This window comes from Polaribacter marinus, from assembly GCF_022662535.1.
GTDB lineage: Bacteria > Bacteroidota > Bacteroidia > Flavobacteriales > Flavobacteriaceae > Polaribacter > Polaribacter marinus.
The window spans coordinates 46,784-59,937 of the sequence record NZ_JAKQYM010000009.1; the positions used below are offsets into that span (position 1 = coordinate 46,784).

A 13,154-nucleotide genomic window follows, 5' to 3' on the forward strand; every position below is an offset into this window, starting at 1 on the left:
TTTTGTATTAATTTATTTACATTAAAAATTGTCCACTAATTGAAGTGTTGTCTTGCACTTTATGCATAACATCCGCAAATAATGGCGCGCAAGATACAACTTTTATCTTAGATGTTGTCTTTTTTAACGGAATTGTATCTGAAACGATTAGCTCTGTTAATCCTGAATTTTCTATTTTTTCATAAGCGTCTCCAGAAAGTATTGGATGCGTACATATTGCACGAACACTTAAAGCCCCTCTTTCCATCATTAAATTTGCAGCGTGTGCTAATGTTCCTCCAGTGTCTATCATGTCATCAACCAAAATCACATTCTTTCCTGCTACATCCCCAATTAACTCCATATGAGAAATTACATTGGCTTTTTTACGTTGTTTATAACAAATTACTACATCAGAATGTAAGTGTTTAGAATATGCATAAGCTCTTTTAGAACCCCCCATATCAGGTGACGCAATGGTTAAATTCTCTAGTTTTAAATTGTTGATGTAAGGCATAAAAATTGTTGACGCAAATAAATGATCTACAGGTTTTTCAAAAAAACCTTGAATTTGATCTGCATGTAAATCCATAGTCATAATTCTTGTAGCACCAGCTGTTTGTAATAAGTTAGCTACTAATTTTGCACCAATAGCAACTCTTGGCTTATCTTTTCTATCTTGTCTTGCCCAACCAAAATAAGGCATTACTGCTGTAATATGTCTTGCTGATGCTCTTTTAGCAGCATCTAACATCAATAACATTTCCATTAAATTGTCTGCATTTGGAAAAGTGGAACCTATAATAAATACACGTCTTCCACGAACAGATTCTTCAAAAGCTGGCTGAAATTCTCCGTCGCTAAACTTTGTGGTTATTACTTTTCCTAATGTTGTATTGTATTCTTTTGCAATTTTTTCTGCTAAAACAGTACTTTGAGAGCAAGCAAAAAGTTTTGGCGCTAATTGATTTGTAGGCATTTAGTTGTATTTTTGTGTTGTTGTTGTTAGCAAACAAAAGTAGATATTATTTATTGAGTTTGAAATTTATTTTTAGACTTTAAAAACTAAAAATATTTAGTAGATTTGCAATCTAAATTATTTTATGCTCAAGTGGCGGAATTGGTAGACGCGCTGGATTCAAAATCCAGTTTTTTCGGAAGTGCGGGTTCGATTCCCGCCTTGAGTACACTGATAAAAACCGAAGTTTTACACTTCGGTTTTTTATTTGGGTCAAACATAGGTCAAACAAATTGAATTTTCTTATTATATTGGAATACTGGTTTGTTATTAAGTACAATATGTTTTAAATCGAAGATAGCTATTCCTCATCTTTTTATGTGCTTGATTTCTTTTTATACGGCTACTTCAACTTTTAATTGGACGTTCTTTAAATGAATTTTTATTCCCACACTAAAATAATTCTTTATGTTTTATTGACCTAATTTTTTAGTCTTTGTTTATATTACATTAACTTGTTATTATAAATTCTTACTTTTGAAAAATTACATTAAAAGATAAATATATAGTATTTTAATTCTAATAATAGAATTGGCTAAAAATGAATTCAACAGAACTTCACAAGGAAATAGGTACAGCGAAAGATAACAGAAAAAGTCCAGTACACGATTGGTATAGGTTTACTGCTGGATTTTCATATAAATTAGTTGATAAAATAATAAAGGATGAAAACCTTGGGAAAGATGATGTAATATATGAAAGCTTTGCAGGGTGTGGGACAACATTGGTCTCTGCTCAAAAAAGAGGAATTCGCGCAGTCGGCAATGAAGCTCAAAAACTTTTATTTGGAGTAATTAATGCTAAATTGAATTGGAACATTAATTTTACAAACATTAAGAATATTATTAATGAAATTGAATCAAGTACATCCTTAAATTCTAATTTAATCCCCATTCATGAATTACATAAAACCCTTTATTCAGAGGGTGACTTATTTCAATTATATTTTATTAGGGATTTTATTAGGGAAAAAGTTAAAAATGTAGATGAAGCTACATTTCTGGAATTAGCTCTAACACAAACCTTGCATAAAGTAAGTATTCATCCAATTGCAATACCATATATATCTAGAAGTAAAACTTTAAGTAATTCATTAAGCGCATTAGAAACTTTTAAAAATACAGTAATAAAAATGTTGTTAGATTTAAAATCTGTTAAAGGTTTACCAAAGACGACAAGTATATACTTACAAGATTCACGTGAGATTAATAGTAACATACCAGATAACTCATGTTCAATTTGTATAACATCTCCTCCTTACTTAAACAATTTGGATTACGGTGAAGTATCAAAAGTATGTTCGCATTTTTATGGAATTACAGATAGTTGGGGTGACATTACAGAAAAAGTAAGAAAGAAATTAGTAACTGGCGCCACTACACATTATAAAGAAAGTGAATTTAAATTTGAAGAATGGAAGTTAAGAGATTTTTATATTGAAAATAAAAAAATCATGGATAGCATAATGCCTGATATTTTCAAGATTCACGAAATAAGTAAAACACGAAAAGGAAAAAAAAGTTTTCATATACTTTCACTTTATTATTTTGAAGATATGTACAAAGTCCTTGTTGAAATGAAAAGAGTTTTACGTGATGGAAGTAAAGCTTATCTAGTATTGGGAGACTCTGCCCCTTATGGTGTTTTTATTGATACTACAAAAATGTTGGGTGAAATAGCAAAAAATGTTGGGTTTAATGATTATAAAATTATAAAAATAAGAGAAAGAGGTACTAAATGGCAATCATTAAGATATAGACATAGTTTAAAATTATCTGAAAACATATTAATTCTTGAATAAAAAATTAATTGAAATAAAAGGAGCTACCGAAAAAACACTTCCTATCCTTTCTGATGAAGATGCAAAAATCAAATTCAACAAGGGGTGGACTTATTCTAATATATATTCCTTAAGAGCTTTAAGAGATGTTTATTTAGTATTAAAATATCCTTTTAAAAAAGATTTAAAAACAATATCAATAGAAGTTGAAAAAAAAGTTATTCCAGAAAGTAAAGATTGGAATGAAAGAAAAGTTCTTGAATATTTAAATGCATTAGTAAACTTCCAATTAGTCTACCAAGACTATTCTATAAAGAGTGAAGTTTTTATAAATTCTGTTATAAATTCAGATATAAGTACTTCTGATACTTTTGTTTTTAAAGAAATTTTCTTTTCTTATTTTAGGTTTAAAGAAATTTCTTCTTGGTTTATTAATCCAAGTATTGAGTTTCATGAAAATTATGAAGTATTAAATGAAATTGATTTTATTACTCAATCAAAGCATTTATACTTTTATAAAATTGAGAATAGATTTTATAATAGATTAATAAATAATATTGAGTCTATTAAATATATATATAAAATTAACGATGAGCTTTCGCATTTAATGAGGTTTTGTGAAGTATATATAAAATGGGGAACTTATTTAAAAATAATAGATAAGTTTAACCTTTCATTAATCGATTTTAAAACTGATATTGATAAAAATTTAACTTTAGTATATTTTATCAAACCTTTTAAAAAATTTGATTTAGTAAATTATATAGCGAACAAACCTTTTAAGAATAGGCAAATATCTATTCCTGAATTAATTTTTAAAATAGTAAATGATTTTTCTTTTTCTGTAGAGAGTGTGAAAAAATTTATTATAAATGAAATTCATTCTAACGATAAATTGACTTTTGAGAGAACTTCTGAAATTTTCATTATTAAAGGGAAAAATAGTATTGGGAATATAAAAGACGCAACATATCTTTACCCTATAATTAATAACAATTATATTTCACACCTAATTTTAAGAAAATGAGCATTGATATAAATAAAATTTTTAATAAAAGGGCAAATCAATCTGATCAGGAAAGATTTGAAAAATTTGACCTAACATCAAACCCTTTTCCAAAATCTGGGACGGCAAATATTAATGAATCAAGTGATCAAACAAGGTTATTAATACCAATTGATGATGAAGTACATATGCAAATAATTAATTATGTAAAGGATTCTTTGTTTTCAACACAAGAGGAAGATCAAAAACTTATTGGAACAATAACTGGCGATTATGGAACTGGGAAAACTCAACTTTTATTATATGCGAAATACTTAATTCAGAATCAAGATAAAAAAGCTTTTGTAATTTATATCAATAATCCTGGAACAAAATTATCAGAACTAATTGGATCTATAATTGAGAAAATTGGACAAGAACAATTCAAAAAATATCTTTGGAATCAAGTTATTGATGAAATTAAAAAAGACAGTAATGATTACAAAAACTCACTTTTAAGCTATTTATCCGATAAACAAGGTCAAATGTTTGGTAGTGATAATGATCCTTTTTCGGTTGAAAATGAATCTAATCATAAAGCTTTTTTAGACGCATTTTTAAATCAAATAAATAACAGAACCAAAAGAACTGAATTCAATCAGACACTTAAATCTATTATATTAAGAATTTTTGAGAAAGAAAATAGTAATGACCCAGTGATTTCTGATTATTTCTATAATTTAATTTCAGAAGATTTTGGAGTCAATAAAACATGGGAAACTATTACTACAGGCTCTGGTAAATATTTAGATAATAAAGTTGTTAAACTATTAAACGCAATTATTAATATAATACAAAATCAAGGTTTTGAAAGATTTTATTTACTTGTTGATGAGTTTGAAGATATTACATCTGGTAGATTAACAAAAAAGGAAAGTGATTCTTATGCCTACAATTTAAGAGCATTAATAGACAAAGAAAGAAGATGGTGTTTGCTGATTGCACTTACTAGAACTGCCTTAGATGACATAAAAAAAACATCACCTCCTTTGGTTGATAGATTAACAGATAGACAAATAAATATAGAACGTTTATCAAATACTCAAACAAAACAAATTATACTAAATTATTTAAACTTATCTAGAGAACCAAGTGAAAATATCTTTCCTTTTTCCGATGAAGCTATAGATTTTTTAAATAAAGCATCAGAAGAATTACCAAGATTAGTTTTAAGAAAATTATATTTCATTATGGAAAGAGCTGCTGATGAATTAAATGATAATGATGAAATTAGTGCTGAATTTGTAGAAAAGTATTTTGAAAACTAATTCGATCAATATGACAAAACCTACAGGTACTATTCTTACAAATTTTAAAATAAAAATAGCCATTGATACTCAATTATTGGCATATTTAATAGATAATACTTTTCCTAGTTTTAATTATTTCTTTTCAAAACTCAATAAATCTCCTTTTGTAGATATAGTTTGCTCTAGGTTTGTGACCTATGAATTTATTGGTATTAGAAAATATGAGCATTATTTAAGAGCAATACACCAAGAATCTCAAAGCTCTGGGGGAACTATGAATTTTAGTTCTGCATTAAAATATAGGAATGGATTTAAAGCTCCTGAATTAGATTTTCAAGATTGCTATCAGGATATAAAAATCATTATTGAAGATGAATTAAAGGAGATGAATGATAATTATGGAATAATCTATGAAGATAATATTCTGCATGAAGACCTATGGAAGCCACATCAAGATTTAGTCTTATCCTCAAGAATATCAAAAGAGGATAGTTTAGTTTTACTCTCGAGTATTTTTCCACAACCTTTATTAAAAGAAGATCACTCTATTTTTTTAACAAATGATAAACAATTTTACAACTCATTTTCTGGTAATGAAAAAGAAAGAATGTCATCAATTGACAATGTTTTAGATGAGCATGGTTTAAGCTCACCATACACGTTTAAAATTGAAGAGATTAAGTTAGCAAATAAGAAAGCTTTAAATCTGTGTCAATCTTTAGAGAAAGATGTTATAGATACTTTTGTATCTGATTTTATTTTTGAACATATAAAGTTAAAGAATAACAATTTACTACTCGGTAAAACATTAAATTGTGAATCAAGTGGTAATTTAAAAAAAGAGCTATTTTGTTTTGAATTAATTGAAAGTCAGGGGTTAGAAAATGAAATGTATACTGTTGTTATTTATAAAAATGGTTTGGAAATTGATATTTACACACACCATTCTTTTTTTACTGGATTTTATTGTTATAGAGAAATTGACTCTTTTCCTTATCACGCAACAGAAGATGTTAAATCACGAAGAATTTCTTTAAGATTAAAAGATGCAGAAAACAATTTCATAGATAAAGAATTAATGGAAAAAATTACATCAAAAGGGAATTTAGTATTTATACATCCTGATTCTAAAATTTAATTAATAATTAACTAATTAAGATATAAAATCTAAATAAGTTTATGATGTTTTCAAAGTTATCTTTTTGGTCTCTTTCAACTGAACAGTTCAAAAGCATCCATTATTGAGAAAAATAGAATTGGAAAAACGTAGGGTGTAAAGATGAAATCTCGTCTTACTGAGTTAAATCAAATAAGGATTAAATAAAGTTATTTTTTATACTTAAAGTCAATATTGTTGGTTTTTAATGACTCCCTAGCTTGATGATTTTTAATCGCTCCTATCTGAGTTAAACATAATGCCAAACTTTTCATATCATGTTGCGAAATAAGATTTCCTTTTGAACATCCTATAGAAGTATATAATTGGTTAGCTTCTTTACCTAAAAGTCTAACTATTTTCAATATCTCACCATTCTCAACAATACTGTATCTCTTATTTTTAAAATTCTTCTTATTTCTAAAAACGGGACTTCCATTAAATGAAAATGCTACTACATTCTCTCTATTTAGAGAAACATGAATTGATATACCTCCACCAAGAGAATGCCCAGCTACAATATAGTTTTCTGAACCGTATTTGTTTCTGATTTCATCAAATATCTTTAAGGCATAATCATTCTGTCTTTGCTTGAAAGGATTATTACCAGTTCTAAAATCTTCAAATGAATCAGTACCTCTAAAAACTAACACTAAATCTCCATTTGATTTATCTTTAAAAAGTTCAGAATAATAATCAATTTTATCATTCGAAAAAACCTCTAAAGATTCAAAAAAAGCAGAAACATCAAACTTATAATCATCTTTATATACATTTTTTGATAATTGAGCATATTTCCAAGATTCGGACGAAATATCTCTTATTTCATTACACCATCCTGAAGAATGTTTACATCCTGTAAGCTCAATTTTAGATGAACAACATCCAGAAACGAAAACTGAAAAAATAAATAATATTAAAATATTTCTCATATCAAAAGTAGTTTGCTTCAAATATACATATTTATAAATATGTATTTCCAAGTATAAACACCTGATAATTTAATATTTAAAAGACATTTTTGAGGTCTGTCCAAAGTCGTCTGCGGACTTTTTGGAAGCAGACGTCTTCGATTAAACGAAAGTCGCATTGCGATGCTTTTTCGACAAATCAAAATAAACGGAAAATCCAAAAACTTGAATTTTGCAAGATTGCTTTTGAACAGTTCAGCGGAACAATTCAAAAGCAGTCTTGCCAAAGGAGACCTTTGGAATCCCTTTTATCAACAAAAAGAAAACAGAGAATTACTTCTCTGTCTTGTTTTTCTTTAAACAAATTTATAATAATACTAGAGTTTTGTTAAGCCATCTAATGCTACACCAGATAGACCATTCAAGTGCCCTGCAGTTTCGGGTCCAATAATTCCATCAAGCATAAGATTATTTGCTTGTTGGTATGAACGTATACCAGCATGGGTTAGAGGTCCATAGATACCATCAAATGGCCCTGTTGGATACCCAAGTGACGCAATACATTTTTGTACTTGTTTAACATCTCCTCCTTGCATTCCTCGTTTAATTAAACGATTGTAGTTAACAAAGCAATTATACTTAGTCTCATTTGTAATAGGTTCGGCTTGCTCTTCAAGTACAATTTCTTCTATTTTCTTACCAAATATTTCCTTTAATCTTGCTTTTGAAACTCGCTTTGAACTAGTTTTTTTATCACTAGGAATTCTGTACACCCCCGTACTATAATTCCCTGCAATATCAGTTGACGTTGCAACGATACCTTCTCCTTTATTCGGTGCATCGGTAGGCTTTAGATCACATGACCATACACCTCCTGCAACAATTACGGGTGCGTTGGTACATGTTGCAATATCAAGAGTAATAGTTGTTCCGTTTTCTCCTGAGCCAGTAATAACAGTGTCTCCTGCGGTAACTAGATTAATAATTGGGTTACCTGGAGCATTTGTATCAATCCCTCCTACTTCGATGGTACTTGCCGTGTTTCCAAAGATATCAATAGATATTGCCGTAATGTTTTCTCCATCTACGGGTGATGGTGAGAGCGTACAAGTGTAAGCACCTGTTGCATTTGCTGTATTAGTACATGTTGCTCCACTTGGTGTAGTAATTGTGACGGTACTATTAACATCGGCTGTTCCTGATAAGGGTGATCCTGTTGTTGGTGTATTAAGTGTAACCGGATCGATAGTGGTATCGATAACTACTGACAGTGAGGAAGATTGTGGTGACTCATTACCAGCAAGGTCTGTTTCACTAATTGTAAAATCATAGGTGCCATCTAAAAGAGTTGTTGAGACCATTACCATAGTTGAGCCAATAGCAGTACATACGTGAGTTCCTGCTGATATTCCCTCAGCATACAGGGTGATGGTGCTGTCTGATTCAGTACAAGTAATATCAAAAGTGGGTGTACTATCTGACGTATTGTTATCAGAGTTAGTGAGTCCTGTGTCTGATCCTGCTTGTAGGTCTGGGGTTGTGGGGGTTGGAGGCGGGGTGGTGTCGATTTCAATCGGTCCGAATGGTCCCATAGTTGTTGGTCCGTTTCCAACCTTATCAGTACATGAAAAATTCACAGAATATGATCCTTCACTCCAGTTTGGATCCGTGATAGTAAAATCTCCATTAGCATCTAATCGTATTGATGTGTTGTATTGGTTCGTAAAACCATTCACAGGAGTTGTCGTTACCAATACACTCCCATTAGAAACATCTGTACCACATGAACCAACAATATTAGCATTTATATCATTAATTAATGTCGTTGGTAACGACATTGAACCAGGACCAGTTGGGTCTGTCACATCAGTTGTCATGTGTAGATAAAAACGCCCAATTTCTGACTCACTTGTTGAAACGGCAGTAGTATAGCTAGTTCCAGTATCTTGTAATTCTGTGAAAGTGCCCAATAAACGATCTTCAAGAATCAGTAAATTACCTACAGGTAGAGTGGTTGGATTTCCTAGGATATCAGCAATATCTATATCTAAAACCACATTAGTATCTGACGCAACACTCACCCCAACTTCCGTAGTCATATCATCTAATTCAGATTCCGGAAGTGATTGTATAGTAAACGCTAAACCTTGACCTAAAGTATCCTCAATAAGACGAGTATATACAGCTAATTTAGAATCAAACATATTTATAAAACCAGTCCCAGGAAGATCTGCTCCAAATGCTCCTGCATCATATCCAACATCTAAACCTTTTTCGTATCCATCACCAGTTCCTATAACAATACGGGTTGTTTTCGTATTTGTTCCATCAGAAAGATTTAAGGTAAATCTATATGCAGCTTCAGAAACAATAGAAACAGGGAGTACTGGTGAATGCGCTGATTCTATCCCAGTAATTGTTTCTGTATACGAAATATTATGGACCAACTCGGATAATGTTGTAGATGTTGCTATTGTTTCTGTACCAACTCCAACACAAGTATGAGAACCAATTATAGTGTTCATTGACGGTTGATTAGAATATAGCGTTACAGTGTTTCCCGTTTGGGTACAAGAGATATCAAAATCTGGATTTGTTTCTGAAGTGCTATTATCAGTTGACGATGTACCAGTATCAGAACTTACAAGAAGATCTGGAGCTGAAGCTGGACGATGTTGAGGTGGAACTACCGTACAACCACCACCCAATCCATTATCTGTAATAGACCAGTTATTTCCATTAATCATATCGTCACGACCAATGGATGCATTTATACTACAGTACTCAGCAGGAACTACCCCCAAATTAACTCCTGATTGAAGGGCTTGGGCACTCCAATTTTCTAATAATGCGTCATAGTTTGTGGTAGAGAAAGCAGAGTTAGTCATAGCATTATACGCATTATCTATCTCAACAACATCCCAATTTGACACATCTGGATTTGCAGTAGTAGCTCCTTGGAACATTTCTGATATATTTCTCAGCTTTGAGGTATCCCAATTAGTAGTGTTTGGGATAGCAGAAGTAGCTCCTTGGAACATTCTTTTCATATCTGTTATTTTGGATGTATCCCAATTTGAAACATTTGGATTTGCTGAAGTGGCATTACGAAACATATTAGTTAGATTACTTACCTTGGAAATGTTCCAATTAGTAGTATCTGGATTAGCAGAAGTGGCACCTGAAAACATGTCGCTAATAATAGTCACACTAGAAGTATTCCACCCTGAAACATCTGGATTTGCAGAAGTGGCTCCAGCAAACATTCCTGCCATATTTGTTACCTTATCAGTATTCCAATTCGTTGTATTTGGGTTTGCAGAAGTAGCCCCTTGAAACATACCTTGCATAGTGGTTACATTAGAAGTGTTCCAGTTTGATACATTGGGATTTGCTAGGTCAGCTGAAACAAACATATTTGACATATTCGTTACATTTATAGTATTCCAATTGATGGTATTTGGATTTGCCAAGTCTGCTTGATAAAACATTCCTTCCATATTAGTTACCTTATCTATATTCCAATTCGTGGTGTTGGGATTTGCTATTGATGCTTGCTTAAACATAAATGACATATCTGTAACATTTGCAGTATTCCAATTGGTAGTATCTGGATTAGCTGCAATCGCAGTTTCAAACATTCGGCTCATATTTGTCACATTAGAAGTATCCCAATTAGTTGTATTTGGATTCGCTAAATAAGCATCTTTAAACATAAAAGAAGTACTATCTACATTTGATAAGTCTGGAGTATCAGTAGCATTTACTACCATTTTTTTTGCACCATAAAAAGCAGCATAAAAACTAGTCCATTTACCAGTTCCCCATTGATCTACTGAAACGATTTTTTCCTTATTCACACTTGCAATAAAATAAATAGCAGGGAAACCTGAACCATCACCCACATTATCCTCAATACGAATTGTATAAGTTCCTGCACCTCCTATGGTGGAATAATCACAAGTTACATTTCCCGTTTGTGCGGTAAATTCCATCGTTCCATCATCATTACAATCAACATTATAATTATATGTTTCGAGTGAGTAAGTTGGAATAACAAATGTATCATCTGCAGAAGTTCCTGTGTTATCTGTTTTAACGGTAATAACAAAGTCGTCACTGCCTGCCGCATATACGTGAGGTGTGATTAATACAGTTGCGATAAATAATATTAAAAGTATATTTTTTCTCATATTCTTAGTATTTAACCGCAAATCTTTCCTTATTGCAAGATTTCTCGACTTTAAAAATATAAGAAAAGTATCACCCTTCATCGTGGTTATCAATTTAGCAAACTTATCGTTCTAACTCCTTATTTTTATTAAGAGTGGATTTTAGTTTCTGTAAATCTTTAAGTCGAATATTCTCTTTTACTTTTTCTAATGAAATTCGTGTTGGGTCAAAACCTAAAGTCTTTAATCTATACCGTTTATTAAATCCTTGAACTCCGACAACTTTGCCTCCTCTTGAATACAATTCTAATCCAGCTTTCTCTAATTCTTTGAAGTAGACTTTTTCTGTTCTTACTTTTGCAAACACTTGTATTAATTTGGATTGAATTTCTTGACGTTCACTTCGCTTCCCTCTCAAGTTTAATTCTCGGTCAATATCTAACTGAAGTATCTGAAGTTTTTTTTTAGAATGTTCTACTTTACTGTGCTTTAACCCTAATTCCTTTTCTTGAAATTGCTCCATACGAATTTTCACATCCTTAAATTCTTTTCTTGTTAGCCTTACTGGTTTTCCTGTTGCGAATTCTAGGGCAGAAATTACATTGTGAATATGCAAGTGGTCTTTATCCGAATGCATTGTTGAAATCACCATAGAATTAGGTGAGCGTTCTTTCGCGTATTTTCTAGCAATTTTTAAAAGAACTTTTTTTGGCAACTTATCAGTATCCGATTTGTGAAAGGATACAATCTCATGATAAGCCCTATTTTTATTGCTCCTTTGAATCTTTCTTTTCAATTCATTAGATTCAAATTGTTTGACCATATTCTGTATTCTCTTCTCCAAAATTTGCTCTTGTTTTACTAAATCTGTTTGTGCCTCTTGCATCTGTTTATCAAACTTTCTATCTCCTTTGATAAATTTATTCATAATAAAACCCAGTTCTTTTTGACTCTCTTTCGTTAGAATATATCTGATGGTATTCTCAAGTGCCTTTTTAGATTTTATTGATTTGCTTTTGATAATCATATTTTTAAGATTTTAGTAATTGTGAAAATGATATTTCAAATTTTTCTAACTCCTCCAGGATTGAAGTGATTTCGTCAGATTCCGTCTCATCTAAAAATTCTTCAACCATAGCAATGAGGTGCATCAATTCTAAATGAATTTCTGCAGTTTCCTCAATCATATTTTCTGGTTGAGTTTCTGAAACCAACTCTCTCTCAATTGTATGGTATAAGAATTTGGATACCGTTAGCTTCCCTCTTTTTTTATCAATTTTATTAAGCTGTTCATTGTAAAAACCAAGGGTATATTCTTTTCTTTTTTTTCTTTTTTGTCTGCGGTAATGTGAATAGTACAACTTCCAATAAGCTTGTTTAGCTTCCTTGATTTGATGATGCGAAGCATTTGGATTGTTCTTCAAAACACAATCCAAATACTGATGCACCGATGTATATTCAAAAGAATCCATTATCGCTCTAATTCTCCTTTTTGTTCCTTATACTCTTTTATACCCTTAAGCTCTGATTCCCTTTTTTGAGTTTTTGGTTTTGTTAAATCCTCAAAAGTGATTTCTTTGAAATGAATATCTCTTTCTATTTTTAAGCCAAAAGGTAAGGTGAGGTTTTCTAATTCGGAAATACTGAACGTTCCCCACTCATCAACATACATTCCAGTAACGTACCCCTTACAAATATTATGCTCTGGAAAATATTCACTAGCGTACCAAGTCTGACTGCCACAGGGGTTAAAGAACTTTGCAACAAACGTTGGGTTTTCTTTTTCCGATTGATCTCCCACTTCTTGAAATCTTTCTTTGAGAGTTTTTGTAATTAATTTCAT

General features: G+C 31.1%; 10 protein-coding genes and 1 tRNA gene. 5 read left to right on the forward strand and 6 right to left on the reverse strand.

The genetic code is table 11. The features are described from left to right. Window positions 1–16 precede the first annotated feature (16 nt). A complete protein-coding gene (locus MC378_RS12090) occupies window positions 17–958 on the reverse strand; it encodes a ribose-phosphate pyrophosphokinase (protein ID WP_242179020.1) in 942 nt (313 codons plus the stop codon). A gap of 126 nt (window positions 959–1,084) precedes the next feature. On the opposite strand from MC378_RS12090, the gene MC378_RS12095 reads away from it, so the two are divergent. The 5 genes from MC378_RS12095 to MC378_RS12115 all read left to right on the forward strand — a co-directional run bounded on the left by MC378_RS12095 (window position 1,085) and on the right by MC378_RS12115 (window position 6,210). Further along, a tRNA-Leu gene (locus MC378_RS12095) sits at window positions 1,085–1,166 on the forward strand. 372 nt (window positions 1,167–1,538) lie between these two features. Then, window positions 1,539–2,798: a methyltransferase gene (locus MC378_RS12100; protein WP_242179021.1), complete on the forward strand. Its 1,260-nt coding sequence runs from the start codon at window positions 1,539–1,541 to the stop codon at window positions 2,796–2,798. Next, a complete protein-coding gene (locus MC378_RS12105) occupies window positions 2,791–3,804 on the forward strand; it encodes a hypothetical protein (RefSeq protein ID WP_242179022.1) in 1,014 nt (337 codons plus the stop codon). The genes MC378_RS12100 and MC378_RS12105 overlap by 8 nt, the downstream gene beginning before the upstream one ends. Then, window positions 3,801–5,090: a BREX system ATP-binding domain-containing protein gene (locus tag MC378_RS12110; RefSeq protein WP_242179023.1), complete on the forward strand. Its 1,290-nt coding sequence runs from the start codon at window positions 3,801–3,803 to the stop codon at window positions 5,088–5,090. The genes MC378_RS12105 and MC378_RS12110 overlap by 4 nt, the downstream gene beginning before the upstream one ends. Before the next feature lie 10 nt (window positions 5,091–5,100). Beyond that, window positions 5,101–6,210, forward strand: a complete 1,110-nt coding sequence (locus tag MC378_RS12115) for a hypothetical protein (RefSeq protein ID WP_242179024.1) — start codon at window positions 5,101–5,103, stop codon at window positions 6,208–6,210. Between the two features lie 188 nt (window positions 6,211–6,398). On the opposite strand, the gene MC378_RS12120 is transcribed toward MC378_RS12115, so the two are convergent. From MC378_RS12120 to MC378_RS12140, 5 genes are all read right to left on the reverse strand, one after another. Then, the gene (locus MC378_RS12120) at window positions 6,399–7,160 is read right to left on the reverse strand and encodes a Tle-like phospholipase domain-containing protein (RefSeq protein WP_242179025.1); all 762 of its coding nucleotides are present in this window, start codon (window positions 7,158–7,160) and stop codon (window positions 6,399–6,401) included. Window positions 7,161–7,516: 356 nt separating this feature from the next. Then, complete coding sequence (locus tag MC378_RS12125) at window positions 7,517–11,332, reverse strand: BspA family leucine-rich repeat surface protein (RefSeq protein WP_242179026.1); 3,816 nt, start codon at window positions 11,330–11,332, stop codon at window positions 7,517–7,519. A gap of 103 nt (window positions 11,333–11,435) precedes the next feature. Continuing rightward, window positions 11,436–12,338 (reverse strand): relaxase/mobilization nuclease domain-containing protein, encoded by a 903-nt coding sequence (locus tag MC378_RS12130; RefSeq protein WP_242179027.1) that lies wholly within the window; start codon window positions 12,336–12,338, stop codon window positions 11,436–11,438. Window positions 12,339–12,342: 4 nt separating this feature from the next. Then, a complete protein-coding gene (locus MC378_RS12135; RefSeq protein WP_242179028.1) occupies window positions 12,343–12,783 on the reverse strand; it encodes a hypothetical protein in 441 nt (146 codons plus the stop codon). After that, complete coding sequence (locus MC378_RS12140) at window positions 12,783–13,154, reverse strand: DUF2958 domain-containing protein (protein WP_242179029.1); 372 nt, start codon at window positions 13,152–13,154, stop codon at window positions 12,783–12,785. Before MC378_RS12140 ends, MC378_RS12135 begins: the two co-directional genes overlap by 1 nt.

What these genes read in the sequence shown, in the direction of transcription:
- MC378_RS12110 (WP_242179023.1), top strand. Translation starts at nt 3,801, where the DNA reads ATGAGCATTGATATAAATAAAATTTTTAATAAAAGGGCAAATCAATCT.
- MC378_RS12100 (WP_242179021.1), top strand. Translation starts at nt 1,539, where the DNA reads ATGAATTCAACAGAACTTCACAAGGAAATAGGTACAGCGAAAGATAAC.
- MC378_RS12090 (WP_242179020.1), bottom strand. Translation starts at nt 958, where the DNA reads ATGCCTACAAATCAATTAGCGCCAAAACTTTTTGCTTGCTCTCAAAGT.
- MC378_RS12120 (WP_242179025.1), bottom strand. Translation starts at nt 7,160, where the DNA reads ATGAGAAATATTTTAATATTATTTATTTTTTCAGTTTTCGTTTCTGGA.
- MC378_RS12140 (WP_242179029.1), bottom strand. Translation starts at nt 13,154, where the DNA reads ATGAAATTAATTACAAAAACTCTCAAAGAAAGATTTCAAGAAGTGGGA.
- MC378_RS12135 (WP_242179028.1), bottom strand. Translation starts at nt 12,783, where the DNA reads ATGGATTCTTTTGAATATACATCGGTGCATCAGTATTTGGATTGTGTT.
- MC378_RS12130 (WP_242179027.1), bottom strand. Translation starts at nt 12,338, where the DNA reads ATGATTATCAAAAGCAAATCAATAAAATCTAAAAAGGCACTTGAGAAT.
- MC378_RS12125 (WP_242179026.1), bottom strand. Translation starts at nt 11,332, where the DNA reads ATGAGAAAAAATATACTTTTAATATTATTTATCGCAACTGTATTAATC.
- MC378_RS12115 (WP_242179024.1), top strand. Translation starts at nt 5,101, where the DNA reads ATGACAAAACCTACAGGTACTATTCTTACAAATTTTAAAATAAAAATA.